The 24,968-nt window shown below is 61.3% G+C and carries 22 protein-coding genes and 1 tRNA gene; 3 read left to right on the top strand and 20 right to left on the bottom strand.

Annotation, left to right across the window (positions count from 1 at the left end; translation table 11 throughout):
- Positions 1-23: 23 nt before the first annotated feature.
- The 13 genes from rpoB to HNQ36_RS08505 form a co-directional block, all read right to left on the bottom strand.
- A complete protein-coding gene (gene rpoB, locus HNQ36_RS08445; RefSeq protein ID WP_184083793.1) occupies positions 24-4,151 on the bottom strand; it encodes a DNA-directed RNA polymerase subunit beta in 4,128 nt (1,375 codons plus the stop codon).
- A 406-nt stretch (positions 4,152-4,557) separates the two neighbouring features.
- Complete coding sequence (gene rplL, locus HNQ36_RS08450) at positions 4,558-4,935, bottom strand: 50S ribosomal protein L7/L12 (protein ID WP_046826845.1); 378 nt, start codon at positions 4,933-4,935, stop codon at positions 4,558-4,560.
- A 51-nt stretch (positions 4,936-4,986) separates the two neighbouring features.
- On the bottom strand, positions 4,987-5,505 hold the full coding sequence (gene rplJ / locus HNQ36_RS08455; RefSeq protein ID WP_046826846.1) for a 50S ribosomal protein L10: 519 nt from the start codon (positions 5,503-5,505) through the stop codon (positions 4,987-4,989).
- Positions 5,506-6,082: 577 nt separating this feature from the next.
- Positions 6,083-6,532, bottom strand: coding sequence for a hypothetical protein (locus tag HNQ36_RS08460; RefSeq protein WP_184083795.1), 450 nt, complete (start codon positions 6,530-6,532; stop codon positions 6,083-6,085).
- A gap of 63 nt (positions 6,533-6,595) precedes the next feature.
- The gene (locus HNQ36_RS08465) at positions 6,596-7,270 is read right to left on the bottom strand and encodes an Isoquinoline 1-oxidoreductase subunit (protein ID WP_184083797.1); all 675 of its coding nucleotides are present in this window, start codon (positions 7,268-7,270) and stop codon (positions 6,596-6,598) included.
- Positions 7,267-9,459 (bottom strand): xanthine dehydrogenase family protein molybdopterin-binding subunit, encoded by a 2,193-nt coding sequence (locus HNQ36_RS08470; RefSeq protein WP_184083799.1) that lies wholly within the window; start codon positions 9,457-9,459, stop codon positions 7,267-7,269. Before HNQ36_RS08470 ends, HNQ36_RS08465 begins: the two co-directional genes overlap by 4 nt.
- 3 nt (positions 9,460-9,462) lie before the next feature.
- Complete coding sequence (locus HNQ36_RS08475; protein WP_184083801.1) at positions 9,463-9,927, bottom strand: (2Fe-2S)-binding protein; 465 nt, start codon at positions 9,925-9,927, stop codon at positions 9,463-9,465.
- 178 nt (positions 9,928-10,105) lie between these two features.
- Positions 10,106-11,065, bottom strand: a complete 960-nt coding sequence (locus tag HNQ36_RS08480) for a 2-hydroxyacid dehydrogenase (protein ID WP_184083803.1) — start codon at positions 11,063-11,065, stop codon at positions 10,106-10,108.
- Between the two features lie 85 nt (positions 11,066-11,150).
- The gene (gene rplA, locus HNQ36_RS08485) at positions 11,151-11,843 is read right to left on the bottom strand and encodes a 50S ribosomal protein L1 (protein ID WP_046826851.1); all 693 of its coding nucleotides are present in this window, start codon (positions 11,841-11,843) and stop codon (positions 11,151-11,153) included.
- Positions 11,844-11,848: 5 nt separating this feature from the next.
- Positions 11,849-12,277, bottom strand: a complete 429-nt coding sequence (rplK, locus tag HNQ36_RS08490; protein WP_046826852.1) for a 50S ribosomal protein L11 — start codon at positions 12,275-12,277, stop codon at positions 11,849-11,851.
- A gap of 134 nt (positions 12,278-12,411) precedes the next feature.
- Complete coding sequence (nusG, locus tag HNQ36_RS08495; protein ID WP_006021087.1) at positions 12,412-12,942, bottom strand: transcription termination/antitermination protein NusG; 531 nt, start codon at positions 12,940-12,942, stop codon at positions 12,412-12,414.
- A 16-nt stretch (positions 12,943-12,958) separates the two neighbouring features.
- On the bottom strand, positions 12,959-13,153 hold the full coding sequence (gene secE, locus HNQ36_RS08500; RefSeq protein ID WP_040425885.1) for a preprotein translocase subunit SecE: 195 nt from the start codon (positions 13,151-13,153) through the stop codon (positions 12,959-12,961).
- Between the two features lie 252 nt (positions 13,154-13,405).
- Positions 13,406-13,481: transfer RNA gene (locus HNQ36_RS08505), tRNA-Trp, on the bottom strand.
- Between the two features lie 181 nt (positions 13,482-13,662).
- On the opposite strand from HNQ36_RS08505, the gene HNQ36_RS08510 reads away from it, so the two are divergent.
- Both HNQ36_RS08510 and HNQ36_RS08515 read left to right on the top strand, forming a co-directional pair.
- Entirely contained in the window at positions 13,663-15,330 is a 1,668-nt protein-coding gene (locus tag HNQ36_RS08510) for a sensor histidine kinase (protein WP_184083806.1), read from the top strand.
- Between the two features lie 169 nt (positions 15,331-15,499).
- Positions 15,500-17,461, top strand: a complete 1,962-nt coding sequence (locus HNQ36_RS08515; RefSeq protein WP_184083808.1) for a methyl-accepting chemotaxis protein — start codon at positions 15,500-15,502, stop codon at positions 17,459-17,461.
- A gap of 88 nt (positions 17,462-17,549) precedes the next feature.
- On the opposite strand, the gene HNQ36_RS08520 is transcribed toward HNQ36_RS08515, so the two are convergent.
- Both HNQ36_RS08520 and HNQ36_RS08525 read right to left on the bottom strand, forming a co-directional pair.
- Positions 17,550-17,975, bottom strand: a complete 426-nt coding sequence (locus tag HNQ36_RS08520) for a PaaI family thioesterase (RefSeq protein WP_184083810.1) — start codon at positions 17,973-17,975, stop codon at positions 17,550-17,552.
- Between the two features lie 48 nt (positions 17,976-18,023).
- Entirely contained in the window at positions 18,024-18,641 is a 618-nt protein-coding gene (locus tag HNQ36_RS08525; RefSeq protein WP_184083812.1) for a hypothetical protein, read from the bottom strand.
- A gap of 169 nt (positions 18,642-18,810) precedes the next feature.
- On the opposite strand from HNQ36_RS08525, the gene HNQ36_RS08530 reads away from it, so the two are divergent.
- Positions 18,811-20,028: a serine hydrolase domain-containing protein gene (locus tag HNQ36_RS08530; RefSeq protein WP_184083814.1), complete on the top strand. Its 1,218-nt coding sequence runs from the start codon at positions 18,811-18,813 to the stop codon at positions 20,026-20,028.
- 61 nt (positions 20,029-20,089) lie between these two features.
- On the opposite strand, the gene HNQ36_RS08535 is transcribed toward HNQ36_RS08530, so the two are convergent.
- From HNQ36_RS08535 to HNQ36_RS08555, 5 genes are all read right to left on the bottom strand, one after another.
- Entirely contained in the window at positions 20,090-20,857 is a 768-nt protein-coding gene (locus HNQ36_RS08535; RefSeq protein ID WP_046826859.1) for an SDR family NAD(P)-dependent oxidoreductase, read from the bottom strand.
- A 38-nt stretch (positions 20,858-20,895) separates the two neighbouring features.
- Positions 20,896-21,633 (bottom strand): histidine phosphatase family protein, encoded by a 738-nt coding sequence (locus tag HNQ36_RS08540; protein ID WP_184083816.1) that lies wholly within the window; start codon positions 21,631-21,633, stop codon positions 20,896-20,898.
- Positions 21,633-22,418 carry an SDR family NAD(P)-dependent oxidoreductase gene (locus HNQ36_RS08545; protein WP_046826861.1) on the bottom strand — a complete coding sequence of 262 codons (786 nt, stop codon included), beginning with the start codon at positions 22,416-22,418 and terminating at the stop codon, positions 21,633-21,635. The genes HNQ36_RS08540 and HNQ36_RS08545 overlap by 1 nt, the downstream gene beginning before the upstream one ends.
- A 76-nt stretch (positions 22,419-22,494) precedes the next feature.
- The gene (locus HNQ36_RS08550; RefSeq protein WP_184083818.1) at positions 22,495-23,556 is read right to left on the bottom strand and encodes a phosphotransferase family protein; all 1,062 of its coding nucleotides are present in this window, start codon (positions 23,554-23,556) and stop codon (positions 22,495-22,497) included.
- A gap of 26 nt (positions 23,557-23,582) precedes the next feature.
- Positions 23,583-24,809, bottom strand: coding sequence for an acyl-CoA dehydrogenase family protein (locus HNQ36_RS08555; RefSeq protein ID WP_184083820.1), 1,227 nt, complete (start codon positions 24,807-24,809; stop codon positions 23,583-23,585).
- Between the last annotated feature and the right edge of the window lie 159 nt (positions 24,810-24,968).

Here is a 24,968-nt window from a genome sequence, read left to right on the forward strand (position 1 = left end):
AAGCCGGGCATGAAGTATTCTTGTTATTCGGCCGCCTCGGAGGTCGGCGTCGCAAGCTTGGAATTGTGCAGATCGACGTTGAGGCCGAGCGAGCGCATTTCCTTGACCAGCACGTTGAACGATTCCGGAATACCAGCTTCGAACGTGTCGTCGCCGCGCACGATGGCCTCGTACACCTTGGTACGGCCGGCCACGTCGTCCGACTTCACGGTCAGCATTTCCTGGAGCGTGTACGCTGCGCCGTAAGCCTCGAGCGCCCACACTTCCATTTCTCCGAAACGCTGTCCGCCGAACTGCGCCTTGCCGCCCAGCGGCTGCTGGGTGACGAGCGAGTAAGGACCGATCGAACGCGCGTGGATCTTGTCGTCCACGAGATGGTGCAGCTTGAGCATGTAGATGTAGCCCACCGTCACGTTTCGATCGAACTGATCGCCGGTTCGTCCGTCGTAGACCGTCGACTGGCCGGATTTGTTCATCCCGGCGAGTTCGAGCATGTCCTCGATGTCCTTCTCCTTCGCGCCGTCGAACACCGGCGTTGCAATCGGAACGCCAGCGCGCAGATTCTTGCCGAGTTCCATCAGCTCTGCGTCGTTCAGCGTCTTGATCACCTCGTCGTCGCCGTAGACCTTCTTCAAGGTCTCCTTGAGCGGCTTGATGTCCGACTTGCCGTGACCGTAGTAGGCATCAACCGCCTGCCCGATCCGCTTGCCGAGGCCTGCGCAGGCCCAGCCGAGATGCGTTTCGAGAATCTGGCCGACGTTCATGCGCGAAGGCACGCCGAGCGGATTGAGCACGATGTCCGCATGCGTTCCATCTTCAAGGAACGGCATGTCTTCGATCGGCACGATCTTCGACACCACGCCCTTGTTGCCGTGACGTCCGGCCATCTTGTCGCCCGGCTGGATCTTGCGCTTCACCGCGACGAAGACCTTGACCATCTTCATCACGCCCGGAGGCAATTCGTCGCCACGCTGCAGCTTTTCGACCTTGTCGAGGAAGCGCTGTTCAAGGCCCTTCTTCGATTCGTCGTACTGTTTCCGCATGGCTTCGATTTCAGCCATCAGCTTGTCGTTCGGCGACGCGAACTGCCACCACTGCGACTTCGGATACTCTTCGAGCACCGCACGGGTGATCTTGGTGTCCTTCTTGAATCCCTTCGGGCCAGCAATGCCCTGACGGTTTTCAAGCAACTCGGCGAGACGGCCGTAGACGTTACGGTCGAGAATGGCCTGTTCGTCGTCGCGGTCCTTGGCGAGACGCTCGATCTCTTCCCGCTCGATCGCCAGAGCACGTTCGTCCTTGTCGACGCCGTGACGGTTGAACACGCGGACTTCCACGATCGTGCCCTGCACGCCCGGAGGCACGCGCAGCGATGTATCGCGGACGTCGGACGCCTTCTCACCGAAGATGGCGCGCAGAAGCTTTTCTTCCGGCGTCATCGGGCTTTCGCCCTTCGGAGTGATCTTGCCGCACAGGATGTCGCCGGCGCGGACTTCCGCACCGATGTACACGATGCCTGCTTCGTCGAGGTTCTTCAGCGCTTCTTCCGAAACGTTCGGAATGTCGCGCGTGATTTCCTCAGGTCCGAGCTTGGTGTCGCGGGCCATGACTTCGAATTCCTCGATGTGGATCGAGGTGAAGACGTCGTCCTTCACGATCCGCTCGGAAAGCAGGATCGAGTCTTCGAAGTTGTAGCCATTCCACGGCATGAACGCGACGAGCACGTTGCGGCCGAGCGCCAGCTCGCCGAGATCGGTCGACGGACCGTCAGCGATGATGTCGCCCTTGCGCACCTGATCGCCCACCTTCACCAGCGGACGCTGGTTGATGCAGGTTGACTGGTTCGAGCGCTGGTACTTCATCAGGCGGTAGATATCGACGCCCGACTTGGTCGGATCGAGATCTTCCGTCGCGCGGATAACGATACGGGTCGCGTCGATCTGGTCGATCACGCCGGTGCGGCGGGCCGCGATCGCAGCGCCCGAATCGCGCGCCACGACACCTTCCATGCCGGTGCCGACGAACGGCGCTTCGGCGCGCACCAGAGGCACGGCCTGACGCTGCATGTTCGAGCCCATCAGCGCGCGGTTGGCGTCGTCGTTCTCGAGGAACGGGATCAGTGCCGCAGCGACCGAAACGAGCTGCTTCGGCGACACGTCCATGTAGTCGACCTTGTCCGGCGTGATCTGCAGAACTTCGCCGGCGTGGCGGCAGATCACCAGATCGTCGGTGAAGCGGCCCTTGTTATCGAGCGGCACGTTCGCCTGAGCGACGCGGTAGCGGCCCTCTTCCATCGCGGAGAGATAGACCACATCGTCGGTCACGCGGCCGTCCTTCACCTTGCGGTAAGGCGTTTCCACGAAGCCGTACTTGTTCACGCGCGCGAAGGTCGCGAGCGAGTTGATCAGACCGATGTTCGGGCCTTCCGGCGTCTCAATCGGGCAGATACGGCCGTAGTGCGTCGGATGCACGTCGCGAACTTCGAAGCCCGCGCGTTCGCGCGTCAGACCGCCCGGTCCAAGCGCCGAGAGACGGCGCTTGTGGGTGATTTCCGACAGCGGATTGGTCTGGTCCATGAACTGCGACAGCTGCGACGAACCGAAGAACTCGCGCACGGCGGCGGCGGCAGGCTTCGCGTTGATCAGGTCCTGCGGCATGACGGTGTCGATATCGACCGACGACATGCGCTCCTTGATCGCGCGCTCCATGCGCAGCAGACCGATGCGGTACTGGTTCTCCATCAACTCGCCGACCGAACGCACACGGCGGTTGCCAAGGTGATCGATGTCGTCGATTTCGCCCTTGCCGTCGCGCAGGTCGACCAGCGTCTTGATGACGGCCAGGATGTCTTCCTTGCGCAGCGTGCGCATGGTGTCCGGCGCATCGAGTTCGAGACGCATGTTCATCTTCACGCGGCCAACGGCCGAGAGGTCGTAACGTTCCGAGTCGAAGAACAGCGACTGGAACATGGCCTGCGCCGAATCGATCGTCGGCGGCTCACCCGGACGCATCACGCGATAGATGTCGAACAGCGCGTCTTCACGCGTCATGTTCTTGTCGGCGTTCAGCGTGTTGCGGATGTAGGGACCGATGTTGACGTGGTCGATGTCGAGGATGGGCAGTTCCTTGTAGCCCTGCTCGTTCAGCGCCTTCAGCAGCTTCTCGGTGATTTCCTCGCCCGCCTCGGCGTGGATTTCGCCGGTCTTCGGATTGACGAGATCTTCCGCGAGATAGTTGGTGATGAGTTCATCATCAGACAGGCGCAGCGCCTTGAGGCCCTTTTCCTGGAGCTGACGCGCCGTGCGCACGGTCAGCTTCTTGCCGGCTTCGAGCACGACCTTGCCGCTGTCGGCGTCGATCAGGTCATTGATCGTCGAATAGCCGCGGAAACGGTCGGCGACGAAAGGCACGCGCCAGCCTTCCTTGATCCGCTTGTACTGAATCTTCTTGTAGAACGTGGACAGGATTTCTTCGCCATCGAGACCGAGGGCGAACATCAGCGACGTCACCGGAATCTTGCGGCGGCGGTCGATACGCGCGAACACGATGTCCTTGGCGTCGAACTCGATGTCGAGCCACGAACCGCGATACGGAATCACGCGCGCGGCAAACAGCAGCTTGCCCGATGAGTGTGTCTTGCCCTTGTCGTGATCGAAGAACACGCCCGGCGAACGGTGCATCTGCGAGACGATGACGCGCTCGGTGCCGTTGACCACGAAGGTGCCGTTCATCGTCATGAGCGGAATGTCGCCCATGTAGACGTCCTGCTCCTTGATGTCCTTGACGGACTTGGCGCCGGTTTCTTCGTCGATATCGAACACGATGAGGCGCAGCGTCACCTTCAGCGGCGCAGCAAACGTCATGCCGCGCTGGCGACACTCGTCGACATCATACTTCGGCTGTTCGAATTCATAGCGGACGAACTCGAGCTGCGAGGTGCCCGAGAAATCGTTGATCGGGAACACCGAGCGGAACACCGCCTGCAAGCCTTCGTCCAGCCGTCCGCCGGTAGGTTCATCGACCATCAGGAACTGGTCGTACGACGCCTTCTGAACCTCGATGAGGTTCGGCATCTCGGCAACTTCCTTGATGTGTCCGAAAAACTTACGAACGCGTTTGCGACCAGTAAAAGTTTGCTGCGACTGCGCCATCGTGGCCTCTCATTTCGCCGCCCTTGATTGGCGGCATCTTCCGGAGTGCGATGGGCACCGCCCCCGGGGTAAATTTCAAATTGCCCAAACGACCTGCCTGGGCTTCGCGGCATCCGAGCTTCTGGCTCCGGGCTTTCCCGATCCGAATCTCAAGACGCAAAATGACGCGCGGGGCGCTGGTGGCGCCCTGCCCGTCAAACAAATCCTACGGCTTATTAAAGCCCGAAATCTCTCGTCTCCCGACGTCCCGCCTTGAACTCGTTCCGGGTTTCAAAGGGCGATCCGTCCTTTCGTGCCTCCGCCTATGTAGGCGGCAATCGCGGCGATTCGAGGGGGTCAAATCATCGAACCGTCACACATTAAAGTGTCCGGCCGGCCCCGAAGGACCGGCCGGGAACATATCGACTTACTTGAGTTCGACCTTGGCGCCAGCCTTCTCGAGCTGAGCCTTGATCTTCTCGGCTTCGTCCTTGGCAACGCCGTCCTTGACGGGCTTCGGTGCGCCTTCGACGAGGTCCTTGGCTTCCTTGAGGCCCAGGCCGGTGATGGCGCGGACTTCCTTGATGACTTCGATCTTCTTGTCGCCAGCCGAGGCGAGAACAACCGAGAACTCGGTCTTCTCTTCAGCAGCGGCAGCACCGCCGCCAGCACCCGGAGCAGCAGCAACCGCAACAGCGGCAGCAGCCGAAACGCCCCACTTCTCTTCGAGAAGCTTCGCGAGTTCAGCAGCCTCGAGAACCGTGAGGCTCGAGAGGTCGTCTACAATCTTCTGCAAATCAGCCATTTTGTCTTTCCTTAGCGTATCAGTTCGAACCAGTTGAGATGGAGAATGGCATCACGCCGCTTCACTCTTGGAGGCATAGGCCTGAACCACACGGGCCAGCTTCGCAGCAGGCGCGGTGGAGAGCTGAGCGATCTTGGTCGCAGGCGCCACAAGGAGGCCAACGATCTTCGCGCGCAGTTCATCAAGCGACGGCAGCGAGGCAAGAGCCTTCACAGCGTCGGGATTCAGGACAGTGGTTCCCATCGCGCCGCCAAGGATGACGAACTTTTCGTTCGCCTTGGCGAATTCGACGGCAACTTTCGGTGCTGCAACCGGATCGTTTGAAGTCGCGATCACGGTCGGCCCCTTCAACAGGGAGCCGATGGAAACAACATCCGTGCCTTCCAGAGCAATTTTGGCGAGACGGTTCTTCGAGACCTTTACCGAGGCGCCAGCCTGCTTCATCTGCGTCCGCAGAGTCTGCATCTGGGCAACGGTCAGGCCGGAATAATGAGCAACGACCGCAACGCCCGTGGCCTTGAAGACCCCGTTCAGCGTTTCGACCGCCTCTTTTTTTGCCGCTCGTTCCACAGCAAGCTCTTTCCGGTTGGCGGTCCGCTTGAGACAGAACCGCCGGGTTGCACCGATCGTCCTGCCCGCTAAGCCTCGAGACATTCATCTCTCAACACGTCGGGCACGACGACATTTTCGGAAGCCTGCCCTCTCGCCCTGGCTTGCCTTGCGGCTCGCCTGAACGAGGTGTCGAGGTTCGAACCAAATCCGCAGCCACCGCCGAATCGGGGGTGGGTCACGAAATCCGGTTTTCACCCGTCTGTGCAGGAGATTAAGCGAAGCCGCTTCCACAAGGGATTCGGCCAGGCACCTGCAGTCTTGGACAGGATGGAGCTTTCTCCGGCTTTTGACACCTGAGACAGCCCCGGCTCATTTTCGTCAGTCAAAACAAAAGCTTTCCGTTCCTGTGAGCAATCCATGCGGAATGATCGACGAGGAATGGACTCCTATTGGTTTGATTTTCGGAAAACGAGCACGGACGCGCCAGCGACAGCCAGCACGCCCGGAAAGGAATGTTTAACGGGTCAAGTTCGCCTTGCCAAGGGGATTCTGAGTTCCCAAAGCATTTTCCGGGCCAGAAGACGATAATGCTTGGCTACCGTCTGACAACGGTACTTAGAACATAGATTGTTTGTGGCATAAATGCGGCAATACCGTGCACTTCCTGGAACACAAGGCGCCCGCTCTCAACGAGATAGGAGCAGCCCGCATGCCCTTTGTTTTCTTGGCCGAAAAGGCCCTTGTTGGTCGTGCGCGCGACGAGGGCCACCAGATTTTTTTGGGGGACGGCTTCAAGGGTTGGCTTCGAACTGGCGACCCTTGCTGCCGCATATCCATTTAACGCAAACGGCCCGGCGATCGTCAGATGGGGAAAAGCCTTTACAACCTTCTCAGAACAATCGGCAACTATAGCAGGAGTAACAAGGCCTTGAGCAGCATCGGCGGTTTCATATCTCGCTTTTAGCCACGGCGTCATACAACCGGAAAGCAGAATACAAAAGCCAAGCGCAAACACGCGCCGCAGCGCACTTCCAAGAATCCGCACTTTGTTGATCTCCCCAGACCGAGGGAGACAATCCCGCAACTTAGGGGCGAGCACAAGAGAGGCTCACCCTCTCCCACTGCTCGCCGGAATTTTCGGACACGCAGCACCCGCTGCAGCCCAGGCCTTGATCAAATCCCCGAACTCCTTCTGGCTTCCGGGCGCTGGCGTCCGGTTGGCGCCGGGCGACCAGGCCCAGCCGACCAGACTGTCCTCGGCCATATGCTTCACAAGCGCGGCCATGTCCTTGCCGTCGTTGCGCTTCGGGTCCTTGATCTGCTCGCAGATCTGACCGAGCGATCTGCCCTGCCACGCCATCTCCAGCGGTGCGAGGTGCCACTGGGGATGACCCGGCACACCGGCGGGATCGAAGTTCGTCTCACGGTGGCAGGTGTTGCAGGCGAGACCGCTCGCAGCCCCCATGCCGCCTTCCCCGCGCACCACCAACGGCTGATGCGGAGTCATCTTGTTGGTCTGCGTCGGACGCTCCGTCGCAGGATGGCAGTTCATGCAGCGCGGCGACATGATCACCTTGCCGGCTTCCTCGAACAGCGCGACGGCGCGCTCGTTCTTGCTCTTGATGTCGTCGAAGGCCGACACCGGCTTCAGTTTGACCGGATTGACCGGCGGCTCCATCGCGGCATCCGCCTCGCCGCGAAATGCGGGTCCGGCGAAGGCCAGCAACGCTGCGGCAAAAGCGCCTGCGCCGAGCGCCATCCCGCCCTGTCTGAGCACCCTCATGCCGATGCTCCCGGCACGATCGGCAATTGCCGCGGACGCACCTGACCGAGTTTGGCCATCGCATTGGCTACCGCAGGGCCGATCGGCGGCACACCCGGTTCACCGACACCGGTCGGGCTCTCGCTCGACTTGACGATGGTGACTTCAACCGCAGGCATCTCGTTGATGCGAAGCGACCGGTATGTGTCGAAATTGCCCGGCACCACGCGGCCATCCTCCATCGGCACATCCGCATAGAGGATGTGACCGAGGCCGAACCCGATGCCGCCCTCCATCTGCGCGCGGATGATGTCCGGATTGACGGCGACGCCGCAATCCACCGCACACCAGACCTTGTGGACCTTGGGGCCTTCGTCGCCCATCGATACCTCAACGATCTGCGCGACGAATGTCTTGAAGCTCTCGACCACCGCGACGCCGCGTGCGCGGCCAGGCTCGAGCTTTGCGTTCTTCCAGTCCGCCAGTTCCGCGACCGCGCGGAGCACGCCGGCATGGCGCGGCTTCTTGCTCATCAGTTCAAGACGCCCCTCGACCGGATCTTTTCCGGCCGCCTCCAGCAACTCATCGACGAAGGCTTCGACGGCATAGCCGGTGTGCGTGTGCCCAACCGAACGCCACCACAGCACCGGCACGCCGACGTCGACCTGATGCAGGTCGCACTTGAAGTTGGCGACGTCGTAGGGGATTTCATTCGAGCCTTCGTAAGCAGTCGCGTCCAATCCGTCTTTCATCGTCATCGCCTCGAACGGCGATCCCTTCATGATCGACTGCCCGACGATGGTGTCGCTCCATGCCTGGATCTTTCCATCGCGCACCACGCCGCGCATGCGGTGAATGCTGAACGGACGGTAGTATCCGCCGCGCATGTCGTCCTCGCGGGTCCATACCAGCTTGATCGGCTTGCCGGGACCGATGGCTTTCGCAACTTCCGCGAGTTCAGCGGCCACATGGACCGTCTGCTGCGCGCGTCGCCCGAAGCTGCCGCCGGCGAGAATGGTCTTGAGCTGGACCTTTTCCATCGGCAAACCGAGTATCCTCGCGATGGTCGCGTGATCCGGTGTCGGGAATTGGCTGCCGAAGCGCGACGATGCCGTATCGCCCTGCCAGTGGATGAACGCATTCAGCGGCTCCATCGCCGCGTGGGCCAGATACGGAAAGACGTATTCGGACTCGATGATACGGCTGCCCGGCTTGGCGACTTCCGCGTCGAAGTCGCCTTCCGTCTTCACCGTCTTGCCCGGCGTCTTCGACAGGCCGCGAAACTCGGTCAGCAACTGCGCTGTGCCGCGCTTCTCGGCTTTGCTGTCATCCCAGGTGATTTTCAAAAGATCGCGCGCGGTCTTCGCCGGCCAGAAGCCTTTGGCATAGACTGCGACACCGGTTGGCACCTGCTTCACATCGACCACGCCGGCCACGGCCTTGGCCGCTGTCGCGTCGAATGACGCAACCGTACCGCCGAAGCGCGGCGGCCGCGCGATCACCACCGTCAGCATGTCAGGCTCGTTGATGTCGAGCGTGAACACCGCGGTGCCGTTCGATTTCTCCGCGCTGTCGAGGCGTTTGACCGCGCCTTCCTTGCCGATCAACTTGAACTGCGACGGATCCTTCAACTTTGGATTGGCCGGCACCGGCAACTGGTTCGCCTTCTCGGCAAACGCGCCGAACCGGCCTTCCTTGCCTGATGGATGCTTGATCACGCCGTTCTCGACGGTGATCTCGGACGCAGGCACATTCCACTGCTTAGCGGCGGCGGCCACCAGCATTTCACGCGCAGCTGCACCAACCTTGCGCATCTGTTCGTAGGAATTGGAGATGGCGCTCGATCCGCCTGTGCCCTGCACGCCGAACCCCAGATTCTTGTAGAGCACGGGATTGGACGGCGCGTGATCGGCGCGCATCTGCGACCAGTCGGCGTCGAGCTCTTCGGCGACCAGCGTCGCCATGCCGGTGAACGGTCCCTGTCCAAATTCGATGTGCTTGCAGAGCACCGTGACCGTGTTGTCCGGCTTGATGATGAGGAACGTGTTCGGCACGATGTTGACCTGCGCCGCAGCGGGCGCACCTTGCGCGAACGCCTTGCCGCTCCTTGCGATGTAAACGCCGATCGCGAGTCCCGCTCCCGCCTTGAGAAGCGAGCGGCGCGAGAGAGCGGATGCGCGCGTGACTGTGTCTTTGATGTGTACGTTCATGGCTCAGCCCTCCAGCGACTTGGCAGCGTCGTGGATCGCGGCGCGGATGCGGACATAGGTGGCGCAGCGGCAGATGTTGCCGGTCATCGCCAGATCGATGTCCTCGTCCGTCGGCTTCGGATTGAGCGAGAGCAGCGATGCCGCGCTCATGACCTGTCCGGACTGGCAATAGCCGCATTGCGGCACATCGAGTGCGACCCACGCCTTCTGCACGGCCTGAGCTTCGCGGCTCTTGATGCCTTCGATGGTGATGATTTCGCTAGCGCCGACCGCCGACACCGGCAGCGAACATGATCGCACCGGCTGGCCATCGACATGCACGGTGCACGCGCCACATTGCGCGACGCCGCAGCCATACTTGGTGCCCATCAGTCCCGCGCCGTCGCGGATCGCCCAGAGCAGAGGTGTTTGCGGATCGACATCCACACGATGTTCGCCGCCGTTGATCTTGAGTACGAATGCCGCCATCGCGGAATCTCCTTCGAAAATCGAAGGCGAAGCCTACATTCGACTCGTTCTAAACAGCAATCAAACTAATGTGCGCTGCGGCGAAGCGATATTTTTCGATACGCGAGGAACGAACCCTCGCAATGTGTGTTCTGGTTCCTTATGTCTGTCCCCATCCGCGTCCCCGATGATGACAGATTTATTTCCCGGCCTCAGTCACCGAATAGCGCAGCGGTTTGCCTGAAAAGAAGGCATCGAGATTGGCCATGACGCAATCCTGCATGGCGATGTGAGCCTCGACGGTGTGGCCGCCGATGTGTGGTGTCAGTACCACGTTAGGTAATGTCGTCAGCGCATCCGGCGCGTGCGGTTCTTTCTCGTACACATCGAGACCCGCACCCGCAATCACATTGCCTTCAAGCGCTGCGACCAGTGCCGCTTGATCAATCACCGAGCCGCGCGAAATGTTGACGATGGTTCCCAGCGGGCCAAGCTTCTTGAGAATGCCGGCATCGACCGCATGCTGTGTATCCGCGCCTGCGCGCACCGCCACCATCAGAATGTCGGCCCATTCCGCCAGCGTTGCGAGACTGGCGTGATATGCATACGGCACGTCGTGCTTGCTGCGGCTGTGGTAGGCAACTTCGGTTTCGAATGCCGCGCAACGCGCCGCGATCTTGCGGCCTATTTCGCCCATGCCGTAGATCCCGATCTTTCGCCCGGTCATGCCGTGGGGCGGACGCATCGATGGCGACGGTTTCGCGCCGGACCATCCGCCGCTGCGCACGTAGTCGTCCGCGGGCACCAATCGTCGTGTCGTCGCCAGCATCAGCGTCATCGCAAGATCGGCAACCGAAGCCGCGTTCGCCGCAGGACTGTTGCCGACGGCAATCTTGCGCCGCGCGGTCTCCGCGAGATCGACGCCGTCATAACCCGTGCCGTAGCAAATGATCGCGCCCAGCGACGGCAGCATATCGAGCACCGCCGGAGGAATCGCCTGCCCGCCCGCCGTGATCATCGCGCGGATCGGCTTGAGTTGTTCGGCGCTGAAGGTCGCAGTCGGTGGCCTGCCCTTGCCGTCGAGTAACTCGTAGCGCTCGCCGATGCGCACCATCTGCGCTTTTGGAAACCGCGAATAGATCAGGACTTGATGGGGCATTGCTGAACTTCCACTGGAACATAAAGAAAAAGGCGGAGCAGGTGTTAGCCCTGCTCCGCCTTCAAATCATTCAAGCCAATGCCGATCAGGAGTTGAGGCTGCCCGGCTCGACCTTGACGCCCGGGCCCATCGTCGAGGAGACCGCAACGCGCTGAACGTAGGTGCCCTTCGACCCAGCAGGCTTCGCCTTCACAACCGCGTCGGCCAGCGCCTTGATGTTCTCAACGAGCTTCTCTTCCGAGAACGAGACCTTGCCGATGCCAGCCTGCACGATGCCGGCCTTCTCGACACGAAACTCGACCGAGCCGCCCTTGGCGCCCTTGACCGCGTTGGCGATGTCCATGGTGACGGTGCCGATCTTCGGGTTCGGCATCATGCCACGCGGGCCGAGCACCTTACCGAGACGACCGACCAGCGGCATCATGTCAGGAGTTGCGATACAACGATCGAAATCGATCGCGCCGCCCTGCACCTTCTCAACGAGATCTTCAGCGCCGACAACGTCAGCCCCCGCAGCCTTGGCTTCTTCCGCCTTGGCGCCGCGGGCGAACACGCCGACGCGCAACGTGCGGCCGGTGCCGTTCGGCAGCGTCACCACGCCGCGGACCATCTGGTCAGCGTGACGCGGATCGACGCCGAGGTTGATCGCAATCTCGATGGTTTCGTCGAACTTCGCCGAAGCGCGTTCCTTGATCATCTTGACCGCATCAGCGATCGGATAGAGCTTTTCGCGGTCGATACCCTCACGGGCTTTGACCAGTTTCTTGCCAACAGCCATGATCGTTACCCCGCTACCTGGAGACCCATCGAACGGGCAGAGCCCTCAACCATCTTCATGGCCGCTTCGACGGTGTCACAGTTGAGATCCTTCATCTTCTTTTCGGCGATCTCGCGCACTTGCGCTTGGGTCACCTTGCCTGCGGAGTCGCGGCCCGGCGCTTTCGAACCGGACTGGATCTTCGCCGCCTGCTTCAAGAAGTAGGACATCGGCGGGGTCTTCATTTCAAACGTGAACGACCGGTCCGCATAAATGGTGATGACCACCGGGATCGGGGTGTTCTTTTCTTCCTTCTGCGTCTGCGCGTTGAACGCCTTGCAGAATTCCATGATGTTGAGGCCGCGCTGACCAAGCGCGGGACCGATCGGTGGCGACGGGTTCGCCGCACCGGCCGGCACCTGAAGCTTCAGGTATCCGGTCACTTTCTTAGCCATACTTCACTCCTTCAAACGACCCGGACCATTCCGGACCTTCTTAAGGACCGTGGTGCGGTTCGACAGGCGGCTGGCGACCGGCTGTCTCCTCCCACGGCATTCTCATCACCATCACACCGTGACGGTGAAAACGATCAGACCTTTTCGACCTGACCGAATTCCAGTTCGACCGGCGTCGCACGTCCGAAGATCGACACCGCGACCTTCACGCGCGAACGCGCCTCGTCGATTTCCTCGACCACACCGGAGAACGACGCGAACGGGCCATCGGCCACGCGCACGTTCTCGCCGATTTCGAACGACACCGACGCCTTCGGCCGCTCCACGCCTTCCTGCACCTGATGCAGGATGCGCATGGCTTCAGCTTCCGAGATCGGCATCGGCTTGTTTTCCGCGCCGAGGAAGCCCGTTACCTTGGGCGTGTTCTTGATGAGATGGAACGCCTCGTCGGTGAGGTTCATCTTCACCAGCACGTAGCCCGGGAAGAACTTGCGCTCAGCGTCGATCTTGCGGCCGCGGCGCACTTCCGTGACCTTCTCGGTCGGCACCAGCACCTGCTCGAACAGATCTTCCAGTCCGCGCTGCTTGGCCTGCTCGCGAATGGATTCGGAGACCTTCTTCTCGAAGTTCGAATAGGCGTGAACGATATACCAGCGCATGCTCATTGTTTCGGTTCCGCGCTCAGGCCTGAATGCCGAGAATGAAAGTGATCAGGACGCGAATGATCTGGTCCGCGACGAAGAAGAAAATCGAGGACACCGCGACCATAATGAACACCATGATCGTGGTGATCATGGTCTCGCGGCGCGTCGGCCAGGTGACCTTGGCGGTCTCCGAGCGCACTTCCTGCAGGAATTTGAACGGGCTGAAAGCCATCGTCGGGTCCGCATCCGTAGTGCCGGGAACGTCGTTCCAGGCGTGATTGAATTATTTCAGGGATCCGGACAGCCCTCGCACGCCACAGTTTCTTGCGCCCAACCCTCTTTAGAAGGATGAGCCGCCAAGCGGGCTCGATTGTCCGGGGATTTCAATGCCGCGCCGGAAATCCGTCAAAACGGGCCGACAGCAGGTGCCGTTATCTACTGTGGGACGGGCGTCAGGTCAAGGTACGGATATTGTGCCAGAAACTGGCAGGAGCGGCAGGGCTCGAACCTGCGACCCTCGGTTTTGGAGACCGATGCTCTACCAACTGAGCTACGCTCCTACAGAGTCGCCTCTATAGCGAACCATTTTCGCGCCGTCCACGCCCCCTCACAGCGATTTTCGCTTGGTCACGGAACCCGCCCTGCGGCGATTGCCGCCATCCGGCGCGCCGCGTACATTCAAGAAAAGCTCAACCGGTGGGGGAAACAAACGGTTTGCCGCTTCGCAATGCCATACGCCGCATGTCGCTCACCCACCGGCTGCTGGCGCTTACTCTCGTTGCGTCCCTGCCCGGTCTCGCGGCGGTCAGTTACGGTGCATTTGACCTGCGAAACGCCCGGTACGCGGAAGCCCGCGCCGACGCCCTGCGCAGTGCGCAGGTCGTTGCCTCCGAGGTGGGCCAGATTTTCGACGGCATCCAGGGCGCGCTTCGCACGGTGGCGGAGGCCGACGAGGTCCACCTGCTCAACAGCACGGCATGCACCGATTACATCATGCGGGTCCGGCCCCATATCGAACCGCTGACCTCCATTCTGGTCGTCGGGCTGGACGGCAACATCCGCTGTTTCAGCGAGCCAAGCCTGGCAGCCCCCAATCTCGCGACCCGCGACTATTTTCGCACCGCCATAGGCCAGCAGAAATTCGCGATCGGGACGTTCATCGCCAGCCAGGTGTCCGACCGCAACGTCATTCCACTGGCGACACCCATCATTCGCGGCGGAAAGGTTACAGGCGCAATTGTCGCCGGCCTCAATGTTGATTGGCTGGGAAAGCAGTTGAAGCAGCGCGGAGTACAACGCGGCGGCACCATCCTGATCGCCGACCGCAACGGCATCGTGGTGTCACGCGAACCGGCCCCCGAAAAATATGTCGGCAAGAAGATCGACGACAGTCTCGGCAGAATCGGTGCAGCGGCGCCTGGAACCGAGGACATCATCGGTATCGACGGTGTGCCCCGCATCATCGGCTACATCCCGGCATCGGTGACCCCGTTCGGGCTTTACGTCAGTAGCGGCATCGCGCGCAGCGAAGCATTCGAGCCGATTGACCGTGCCGTGCGCAACAGCATTGCGCTGTTTGCACTGGGAAGCGCGGTAGCGTTCCTGCTGGCCTGGCTTGTCGGCGAGGGCATCATCCGCAGGCCATTGATGCGCATGGTGGCGACGGCTGAAGCCTGGCGGCGCGGTCACGATGCCGTCCGCACCGGCATTGTGGGCCGAAGTGACGAAATCGGCGTGCTCGGGCAGACCTTCGACCGGCTGATGGACGAAAACGCCATGCGGGAGGAACAGCGCGCCACCGCCGAGGAACGCCGCGAGATTCTGGTTCATGAACTCGCCCACCGGGTCAAGAACACCCTCGCCACCGTGCAATCGATCGCGTCCTTGAGCTTTCGCCACAGCCAGGGGCCGGAAGCCCTGCGCCAGTTCCACGAACGCTTGCAGGCGCTGGTGCGCGGCCACGATCTCCTGACCCGGAAGAACTGGCAGCACGCGGATCTGTCTGAAATCGCGGAAGCCGCGATTGCCCCGCTACAGGAGGAACGAGGACATCGTTTCGTGATTTCGGGACCGCCGGTGGACCTGCCGCCAACGACGGCCGTGCCGATGGCGATGATCCTGCACGAGCTTTGCACCAACGCAATGAAGTACGGCGCGCTGGCGAACGACAGCGGCCGCGTCACCATCGGTTGGACGGCGCAGCCCGATGATGCAGGCACCGCCGTCAGCCTGATATGGAGTGAGAGCGGCGGCCCCTCGGTCGCGCCGCCCGACGAAGAAGGTTTCGGCACGCGGCTGATTTCGAATCTCAGCCGGCAACTCGGCGGCGATTGCACCTTCCGCTACCCGCCGTCGGGGCTCGTCTTTCACCTGAGCATGATTGCGCCGGACACAGAGCCGAGAAACTAGCTTTTCGAAGCATGGTTGCGCCTTCACGGAATCGCCAAGTCTGCCTGGCGAACATCGCGTGCCCGGCGAAGCCGCCCTAACGACACTCCTTAACGCGATGTTGATTCAAATTTCCTAGGTTATTGCCAACAGATTTTCTGTCATTGGCTCAGGATTGTTTGGAGACACGATGCGTAAGCTTTGGTCCGTTTCTGCCCGGATAATGGTCGCAATTTCACTGGTGGCGGCGGCCTCCTGTGCCGGCCTCGCCGCCTTCGGCCTTTGGCAGCAACAGACCGCGGTCGATCTGGCGCTTCAGCGCGAACTGAAATCCGACTACGACAACATGATGAGCGCGATGGACTCGGATACGCGCACGGTTCAGGTTGTCGCGAATGCCCTCGCGACCATGCCCGAACTCAAGACGGTGGTGAAGGCGCGCGACCGGGATGCCACGCTAAAACTGCTCGCCAGCACCCTGAATTCGATCAAGCCGCTCGGCGTCGAACTCATCACGATCCAGATTCCGCCGGGTGTGACCCTTGCGAGGTTGCATAACCCGACCGCATTCGGCGACGACGTCACCGCCCGTCGCAAGATGGTCGTGCAGGCGTTCGCCACCAAGAAGCCCGTCGGCGGCGTCGAGGCCGGGCGCGACGTCCTCAATATCTTCGGCACCACGCCGATCCTCGACGGTGACACCCTGCTGGGCACGGTCGATATGGGCGCGCCGTTCGGTGATGCTTTCGTCAAATCGATGAAGGACCGCTTTTCAGTCGATGTCGCGATCCACCAGATCAATGACGGCAACGTCAAGACCCTCGCATCGACCATCGGAGGAGCCGCACCTTCCGGCGACATCGTCAAGCGCGCGCTTGCCGGCGAGTCCGTTATCGTGTCGGGAGAACGCAAGGGTGAGCCCGTTTCGACCACCTTCGGCCAAATCAAGAATTTCTCCGGACAGCCGGTCGCCGTCATCGAGATCGCACGCAACACGAAGGCTTACGCCGAGATCGCGAGCAACTCCGCGAAGTGGCTCGCAGTCGGCGCCATTGCCGCGGTGTTGATCGCCGGCCTGATTGCCGCCTGGGTAGGTCGCGGACTGGCACGACCGATCGTGGCACTCGAAGGCGCGATGCGCGTGATGACGTCCGGCAAGCACGACATCATCGTGCCGGGCGCAGATCGCCGCGACGAGATCGGCTCGATGTCGCGCGCTGTCGAGGTGTTCAAGGACAGCCTGATTGAAACCGGCCGGTTGCGTGCCGCGCAGGAAGAACAGCGTGTCGCCTCGGAGGCCGAACGCCGCAGCACCGTGCTGGCCCTCGCCGAGCGGTTCGAAACAGGCGTCGGCAGCGTCGTGAATGCGGTGGGCGCGGCATCGACCGAGTTGCGCAGCACGGCCGAAAATATGGCCCGCACGGCGGAAGAAGCGACGCAGCAGACCGCGACGGTTGCCGATGCATCGGAAGAAGCATCGCAGAATGCCCAGGCTGTCGCCGCCGCGATCGAGGAACTCAACGCCTCGATCAACGAGATCGCCCAGCAGGTCAATGAATCAGCGCAGGTGGCCGGTCACGCCGCCAAGCAGGCGAACGACACCAATGCGGAAGTTCAGGGACTGGCGCTGGCCGCCCAGAAGATAGGCGACGTGGTGAAACTGATCAGCGAGATCGCCGAACAGACCAACCTGCTCGCGCTCAACGCCACCATCGAAGCGGCGCGCGCCGGCGAAGCCGGACGGGGATTTGCCGTCGTCGCATCCGAAGTGAAGGCACTGGCAAGCCAGACGTCGAAGGCGACCGACGAAATCTCGGCGCAGGTCGGCGCCATCCAGTCCGCGACAAAGACGTCCGCCGAGGCCATCAACGGGATCACCCACACCATCAGCAAGGTCAACGAGATCGCGAGCGCCATTGCGTCCGCGGTCGAGGAGCAAGGCGCGGCGACCCGCGAGATTGCCCATAACGTTGCCGAGGCCGCGCGCGGCACCGGCGAAGTCTCGGCGAACATCGTCGGCGTTCGTGATGCGGCCCGGGAAACCGGCGTCGCTGCCGATCAGGTCGTCGCATCGGCCGCCGAACTGTCCATGAACGGCGAAACGCTGAAGGCGCAGGTCGATGCCTTCCTGCGCGAAGTGCGGGCGGCGTAAGTTCGCCTCTAAATGATGTGTTTCACAATAAAGGCCGCTCCACTTGGTGGGGCGGCCTTTGTCGTTCCGGCCGCTAGCTTGTGATCGGTCAGCCCGCGCCCTTCATGATCTTGAACACGCCGCTTGCCATCACGACGCAGCGGCCCTCAGCCGTCAGTTCGGTATTCAGGAAAATCAGCGTGCGCGTGCTGCGCACCACGCGCGGCGTCGAGATCAGGATTTCTCCGATTTTGGCCGCATCGATGAAGTGCGTATCCATCTGGATCGTGACGACGGCGGAAGAGCCGCTCCCGGCTCGCGCAGCCATGCCGAGCGAACGGTCCGCCAGCGTCATCAGCAACCCGCCCTGAACGAACCCACGCCGGTTCTTGTGTTTCGCCTGCGCAACGATGGCGTATTCGCCCGTCGTGTCGTTGGCGCGGTGCCAGAGCGGCCCCACCAGATTGAGAAATCCATCGTCCTCGACGATCGTCCAGCCGTCTTCCGCCAGTTTCCTGGCACCTGCGTCCGTCATTGACCCTTCACTCTAGATATTCGCGGAAGGCCAACGAAACAGTGGCCCTCAGGATTTTCGAAGCAGCCAATCACGATAGCTATCGCCGTAGCGGCTGGCAATTTTATCGACCGTGCTCTGCTCGGAAGCATGATCGATCGCGGCCTGAACCGCGGTTCCTAAAACCCCTTGTCCGACGACAAGAAAAACATTCATTTTCGGGTAAGCCACGATACTGGCGCCGGTTCGTGCATCGACCAGATTTGCGTCGGCAAGCATGCCATGGCCTCCGCCGACAACAATTCGCTGGATCGCGGGTGAAATCGTGAAGCTGTGGACCACGATGTTAAGCCGTACAGGCCGCGAGCCGTTCAGATGACCGGCCATCGTCTTGTCGACTCCAGCCTTGATCCGTTGCGCCAGAAGATTCCGAACGTAGGCCTTGCCCTCAGGTGTGTTCGTCGCTGTCGCAATCTGATCGTCCGGGATCGATTTCGACGTGGCGTAGGCCCGGATGCCATCGTCCCACTGGATGGTTGCGTCAGGAGCAAAGCTGACGGAGATGTCCGTCAGTTTCATGCCCGCTATGTCGTTTTGCGATAGAGAATTCTCGATTGTCTTGCAGCCAGCGAGCGCAAGCGCTCCCGCAAGCACGGCAAGCCGTGCCAGCCCCATCATCCTCGACATACAGCCCCCGCTGTTTTTGCTTTACTCAGCCCAGGCGAAAGTTAGGGGAGAGCAAAGCAGATTGTCTACTTATAATTGTATTGCGTTGCGATGACACTCTGTTCAAGTCAGGCGTTCTGGGCCAAGCTTCGGCTGGCATTGATTTCAGAACAAAAAAACCGGAGGCAACATGAACGTCCACGCCACGCCAAGCGCCGCCAAGGCAACCCCAGCCCTTCCCTCCGCCAAGCCGGAGACGATTGGCCTTTCCGCACAGCGGCTACAGCGGATGCGCGACGCGTTCCAGCGCGAGATCGACAAGGGCACGACGCCGGGCGTGGTGTCGATGGTGGCGCGGCGAGGCCAGATCGGCTGGTTCGAGGCGCAGGGCAAACAGGACCCCGCTGGCAGCACGGCGATGGCGACGAACAGCATCTTCCGCATCTTCTCGATGACCAAGCCGCTGGTGTCGCTCGGCATCATGATGCTGGTCGAGGACGGCCATCTCCTGCTCAACGATCCGCTGGCCAAGTACATTCCGGAATTCGGCAGCCAGAAGGTCGGTGTCGAGCGCAACGGCGCGCTGGAATTCGCGCTGCCGGTGCATCCGATCACGATTCAGGACCTGCTGCGTCACACCTCGGGCATTTCATACGAGATCACCGGCGCCGGCATGGTGCAGCGGATGTACGCGAAGGCAAAGACCTTCCGCCGCGACATCACCAACGAGGAACACGCCAAGCTGATCGCCAGCATGCCGCTGATGTGCCAGCCGGGCACGGAGTGGAACTACAGCCGCTCCACCGACATTCTGGGCCGCGTCATCGAAGTTGTGTCCGGCAAGCCGCTGAGCGCCTTCCTGAGCGAGCGCATCCTCACCCCGCTTCAAATGAACGAGACCGGATTTCATACCGCGCAGGACAACAAGTCGCGCATCGCGCAGCCCTTCCCGGCCGATCCATGGACCGGCGACAAGGTCGCACTGTTCGATCCGTTGGAAGTCGCGAAGATGGAATCCGGTGGCGGCGGACTGGTCTCGACTGCGATGGACTATGCGCGCTTCTGCCAGATGCTGCTGAAGGGCGGCACGCTCGACGGCAACCGCGTGATCGGGCGCACGACGCTCGCGTTCATGGCGTCCAATCATCTCGCAGCAAACGTCAAGGTTGAGTCGCACCTGCTGCCGCCAGGCCATGGCTTCGGCCTCGGCTTCGCGGTGCGCACCGATGCGGGCATGGCTCCTTATGCGGGCTCCGTCGGACAGTTTTTCTGGAGCGGTGTCGCAGGCACGTTCTTCTGGATCGACCCGCAGGAAGATCTGTTTGCGATCTTCCTGTCGCAGGGCCCCGGCCAGCGCGAATATTTCCGCACACTGGTGCGCAGCCTCGTCTACGCGGCTGTGGAATAAGCGACATGAAAAAAGCCGGACGCGAGGCAACTCGCGTTCGGCTTTTTGATTCTTAAGGCGATCAGCTGATCGTTGCGCCGCCGTCGATGACAACCGTCTGCCCGGTCATGAAGTTACCGGCAGCCGACCCCATGAACACCGCAGCACCCGCGATTTCATCGGGAATTCCGATGCGCAGCAGCGGCGAGCGCGCGGTGGATGCCTTCAGGTTATCCGGATTGTCCCACAGCGCCTTGGCGAAATCGGTCTTGATCAGGCCGGGCGCGATGCAATTGACGCGCACGTTGTGCGGGCCGTACTCGCAGGCCAGATTGCGCGCGAGCTGCATGTCGGCCGCCTTCGAGATCGCGTAGGCGCCGAGAATGGTCGAGCCCTTCAGGCCGCCGATCGAGGAGACGATGATGATCGAGCCGTCCTTGCGCGCGATCATCTGCGGCACCACCATGCTGATGATCCAGTTGTTGGCGACGATGTTGTTGCCGAGAATCTTGGTGAACTGATCGTCGGAAATGCCAGCGAGCGGCCCGTAATACGGATTCGAGGCCGCATTGCAGACCAGCACGTCGATCTTGCCGAAGGCGCGCGTGCTTTCATCGACGAGGTTCTGGAGATTCTCCTTGCTCGAAATATTTGCGGCGACCGCGATCGCCTTGCCCTTGCCGAACTTGTCGTTGATTTCCTTCGCCACCTGATCGCACTGATCCTGCTTGCGCGACGAAATCACGACCTGCGCGCCATGCTCCACCATCCGCTCGGCAATGGCGCGGCCGATGCCCTTGGTGGAGCCGGTGATGACGGCCGACTTTCCGGTCATATCGAACAAAGTCATGCGTTCTCTCCCTATACGTGCGGCACTGCCGCTTATTGTTATCCGAGTTTGTTGGTGACTTCCGGTCCAGCGGGCTGATGCATCGCATCATGCGCATGGCTGGCAATCCAGGGCTGTTGGTTGATCATCGGCACCCGCCAGCCGCTGTGGCTATCGCTCGCCAGATAATCCAGCCGCGTTACCGAGCAGTTGTCGATGGTGAACGCGAATCCCGCCCCCGCCTCAAGTCCGAGCGCATGCGCGATCGCCGCCTTGATCGGACCGCCATGCGATACGCAGATGATGTCCTTGCCAGCGTGCGCGGCATTGATGCGCCGGATACCCGCCACCGTCCGATCCGACAGATCGTTGAAGCTCTCGCCTCCCGGCGCGCGCTCATGCGCGGGCGCGAACCAGTAACTGGCGATCGATGCTGGACGCGCTGCAAAGAACGCGGCGCGATTCATGCCCTGCCACTCGCCGAGATCCTGCTCCGCGAACGCCTTTTCGTGAAGCATCTGATCGGGCTTCGGCAACCCCGCCGCCCAGATCGCCGCGGCGGTCTGGTGCGTGCGTTTCAGATTGCTGGAAAACCAGACAGCATCCCTCGGCAGGAATTTCGCAACACCCGCGAACACAACGCTGTCGCTGCAATCGCAACCGATGTCGGATTGGCCGTAGATGTTGCCGCCGTCCTCGCGCACCGGAGCATGACGCACCCACCACCAGCGCGTCGATGTCACGCCCACCGGGACGGCATGCTGCGCAACGAACGGCTTGGCGGGAGCGCTCGACATCAGATCGGCTTCCCGGCGTACGGCATCGACGCGGTCAGACCGCCGTCGACCGGGAACGCCTGACCGTTGACGTAAGAAGCTTCGTCGCTGGCGAGGAATAGACCCATCGCCGCAAGTTCGTGCGGCTGGCCCGGACGCTTCAGCGGGTTGAGTTGGCCGATCTTGCCTTCGGTGCCGCGCTCCTTCGCGCCGTCGAAAATCGGCTTGGTCATGCCGGTCTCGATCAAGCCGGGGCACACCGCGTTGATGCGAACGTTGGTGCCCGAGAGCGAATAGGCTGTGGTCTGCACGAGGCTGATCACGCCCGCCTTGCTGGCGGCATATGGATGACCGCTGGCGTTGGCCTTCAGGCCCGCAACCGACGCGGTGCAGACGATGGCGCCATGGCCCTGCTTCACCATGTGCGGAATGGAGTGCTTCACGGCGAGGAACGGCCCGATCAGGTTGACGCGCAAAACTTCCTGCCAGTGCTCCGGCGTCTGCTCTGCCAGCGGGATCAGACCGCCGCCGATGCCGGCGTTGGCCCAGATCGCGTCGAGCTTGCCGTAGGCCGAGATCGCCTTGGCGATGAAAGCCTTCACATCGTTTTCGATGCCAGCGTCAGCAATCACAGCCTCGGCGGTGCCGCCGGCCTTGCGCACCTGCTCGACGGTTTCGTTGACGCCCTCGGTCTTGTCGACCGCGATCAGCTTTGCACCTTCCTTGGTGAACATCAGCGATGCCGCGCGGCCAATGCCGCTGCCCGCGCCGGTGATGATAACGGACTTGCCCTCGAGGCGACCCATGACGTTCTCCAGAATTTTTGATTGAATTGAGCGGACGCGCGCTACCGCGCGTCACACCGAAGCTGTTGTTGTTACCTTAGCTTGCGCCGGCCTTCTGGGCATAAGCCCAGGCCGCCTGCGCCAGCGGAATGCGGCGAGAGGCGGATTCCTGCGCTTTCGCATTCGCCGCGGTGCCATCCACAATACGCTTGGCGATGCCCTGCACGATGCCGGCGAGCCGGAACAGGTTGTAAGAGAAGTACCAGTTGAGGTCCGCAATCGGAGGAACGCCCGCCGCCTTGCAATAAATGGCCTCTGCCTCGTCCATGGTCGGAATGTTGAGCGCCTTGAAATCGGCGCCATCGAGTCCAGGCATCGTCCACTGCATGAGCAGATAGGCGAAGTCGGCCATCGGATCGCCGAGCGTGGACAACTCCCAGTCCAGCACAGCCTTCACCTGCGGCTTGTCCGTGTGAAAGATCATGTTGTCGAGGCGATAGTCGCCGTGCACGACCGAAACACGCGCCTGATGCGGCACGGTTTTCGGCAGCCATTCGATCAGGCGATCCATCTCAGGGATCACATCGGTCTCGGACGCGCGATACTGCTTGGTCCAGCGATCGACCTGACGCGCGAAATAATTGCCGGGCTTGCCGAAGTCGCCCAGCCCGATCTTCTCCGGATCGTAACTGTGCAGCTTCGCCAATGTCTCGATCTTCGACGTGAAGACCGCGTGACGTTCCTTGGGCTCAAGACTCGGAAGCGTCGGATTCCAGAACACGCGCCCCTCTTCCATCGACATGACGTAGAAGGCCGTGCCGATCACCGCGTCATCCATGCAGAGCGCGTAAGCGCGCGCTACCGGAAAACCCTGCGCGTGCAGGGCCGCGATCACCTTGAATTCGCGATCCACGGCGTGAGCCGACGGCAAAAGTTTGCCGAACGGCTTACGCCGCATCACGTAAGCGGTCTTCGGTGTGTCGAGGCGGTATGTCGGATTCGACTGACCACCCTTGAACTGCGTGACCGTTAACGGTCCCGCGTAGCCTTCGACGTGTTCGGCCATCCACTTGGCGAGATTGGCTTCGTCAACACGATGGCGCTCTTCGACCGGCATTGTACCGGAGAAGTCAGAGTCGTTTCTCACACCGAGACCCATACCGTCTTCCAATCTTCTTAGTTCAGTTATTGATTGGAATACTTCCGAAGCTCAAGCCGCGCAATGGCCCGGTTGTGAACTTCGTCGGGACCATCCGCCAGACGCAGCGTGCGGATTCCGGCGTAGGATTTCGCCAGACCGGCTTCGTCGGACACGCCCGCGGCACCGAATGCCTGGATGGCGTCGTCGATGATCTTGAGCGCGATGTTCGGCGCCGCAACCTTGATCATCGCGATTTCGGTTTGCGCAGCCTTGTTGCCGACCTTGTCCATCATGTCCGCCGCCTTGAGGCAGAGCAGACGGGTCATGTCGATGTTGGTGCGCGCTTCGCCGATGCGCTGTTCCCACACCGACTGCTCGATGATCTTCTTGCCGAACGCGGTACGCGACGACAAACGCTTGACCATCTTCTCGAGCGCGGCCTCGGCGACGCCAATGGTGCGCATGCAGTGATGGATGCGGCCCGGACCGAGACGGCCCTGCGCGATTTCGAAACCGCGTCCTTCGCCGAGCAAAATGTTGCTGGCAGGCACGCGCACGTTCTCGAGCAGAATCTGCGCATGACCGTGCGGTGCATCGTCGAAGCCGAACACCGGCAGCATCTTTTCGATCGTGATGCCGGGCGCGTCGAGCGGCACGAGGATTTGCGACTGCTGCTGATGGCGCGCGGCGCTCGTATCAGTCTTGCCCATCAGGATCGCGATCTTGCAGCGCGGATCGCCTGCGCCGGACGACCACCACTTGCGGCCGTTGATGACGTAGTGATCGCCATCTCGCTTGATGCTGGTTTCGATGTTGGTCGCGTCAGACGACGCCACCGCCGGTTCGGTCATCAGGAACGCCGAGCGGATTTCACCGTTCATCAGCGGCTTCAGCCACTGGCGCTTGTGCTCCTTGGAGCCGTAGCGCATGAACACTTCCATGTTGCCGGTATCCGGAGCCGAGCAATTGAACACTTCGGACGCCCAGTAGAAGTGACCCATCTGCTCTGCGAGCGGCGCATATTCAAGATTGGTCAGGCCGGCGCCGCGGAATTCATCGTCCTCATGCTCGTTTGGCGGCATAAACATGTTCCAGAGGCCTTCGGCTTTGGCCTTCTTCTTCAGATCTTCGAGAACCGGGATTACCTTCCAGCGATCACCCTTGGCGTCCTGCTCCTTGTAGATCGGAGCGGCAGGGCGAACGTGCTTGTCCATGAACGCGATAACGCGGTTGCGCCATTCGGTTTGGCGCGCAGACATGGTGAAATCCATAGAACGGTCCTCTCTTGTTGTTGGTTGTCGACGGTCTTGCAACACTCGCGACCGGCTGTCTACCCGACAATCAACGTCAGCAGTGTTGACGTTGTCTGATCGTCGCATGGATGTCTTGCCGCGCTGCAATCTTGCTGCTAGGTTGATTTCATACATTTG

It is taken from the genome of Afipia massiliensis (genome assembly GCF_014203115.1).
GTDB classification, from domain to species: domain Bacteria; phylum Pseudomonadota; class Alphaproteobacteria; order Rhizobiales; family Xanthobacteraceae; genus Afipia; species Afipia massiliensis.

Coding starts and splice junctions, on each gene's coding strand:
- HNQ36_RS08520 (WP_184083810.1), bottom strand. CDS start 17,975: ATGACGGACGCAGGTGCCAGGAAACTGGCGGAAGACGGCTGGACGATC.
- HNQ36_RS08470 (WP_184083799.1), bottom strand. CDS start 9,459: ATGAACGTACACATCAAAGACACAGTCACGCGCGCATCCGCTCTCTCG.
- HNQ36_RS08540 (WP_184083816.1), bottom strand. CDS start 21,633: ATGTCGAGCGCTCCCGCCAAGCCGTTCGTTGCGCAGCATGCCGTCCCG.
- rplL (WP_046826845.1), bottom strand. CDS start 4,935: ATGGCTGATTTGCAGAAGATTGTAGACGACCTCTCGAGCCTCACGGTT.
- HNQ36_RS08550 (WP_184083818.1), bottom strand. CDS start 23,556: ATGGGTCTCGGTGTGAGAAACGACTCTGACTTCTCCGGTACAATGCCG.
- HNQ36_RS08475 (WP_184083801.1), bottom strand. CDS start 9,927: ATGGCGGCATTCGTACTCAAGATCAACGGCGGCGAACATCGTGTGGAT.
- HNQ36_RS08515 (WP_184083808.1), top strand. CDS start 15,500: ATGCGTAAGCTTTGGTCCGTTTCTGCCCGGATAATGGTCGCAATTTCA.
- HNQ36_RS08535 (WP_046826859.1), bottom strand. CDS start 20,857: ATGACTTTGTTCGATATGACCGGAAAGTCGGCCGTCATCACCGGCTCC.
- HNQ36_RS08480 (WP_184083803.1), bottom strand. CDS start 11,065: ATGCCCCATCAAGTCCTGATCTATTCGCGGTTTCCAAAAGCGCAGATG.
- rplK (WP_046826852.1), bottom strand. CDS start 12,277: ATGGCTAAGAAAGTGACCGGATACCTGAAGCTTCAGGTGCCGGCCGGT.
- nusG (WP_006021087.1), bottom strand. CDS start 12,942: ATGAGCATGCGCTGGTATATCGTTCACGCCTATTCGAACTTCGAGAAG.
- HNQ36_RS08525 (WP_184083812.1), bottom strand. CDS start 18,641: ATGTCGAGGATGATGGGGCTGGCACGGCTTGCCGTGCTTGCGGGAGCG.
- HNQ36_RS08555 (WP_184083820.1), bottom strand. CDS start 24,809: ATGGATTTCACCATGTCTGCGCGCCAAACCGAATGGCGCAACCGCGTT.
- HNQ36_RS08530 (WP_184083814.1), top strand. CDS start 18,811: ATGAACGTCCACGCCACGCCAAGCGCCGCCAAGGCAACCCCAGCCCTT.
- HNQ36_RS08465 (WP_184083797.1), bottom strand. CDS start 7,270: ATGAGGGTGCTCAGACAGGGCGGGATGGCGCTCGGCGCAGGCGCTTTT.
- secE (WP_040425885.1), bottom strand. CDS start 13,153: ATGGCTTTCAGCCCGTTCAAATTCCTGCAGGAAGTGCGCTCGGAGACC.
- HNQ36_RS08510 (WP_184083806.1), top strand. CDS start 13,663: ATGTCGCTCACCCACCGGCTGCTGGCGCTTACTCTCGTTGCGTCCCTG.
- rplA (WP_046826851.1), bottom strand. CDS start 11,843: ATGGCTGTTGGCAAGAAACTGGTCAAAGCCCGTGAGGGTATCGACCGC.
- rpoB (WP_184083793.1), bottom strand. CDS start 4,151: ATGGCGCAGTCGCAGCAAACTTTTACTGGTCGCAAACGCGTTCGTAAG.
- HNQ36_RS08545 (WP_046826861.1), bottom strand. CDS start 22,418: ATGGGTCGCCTCGAGGGCAAGTCCGTTATCATCACCGGCGCGGGCAGC.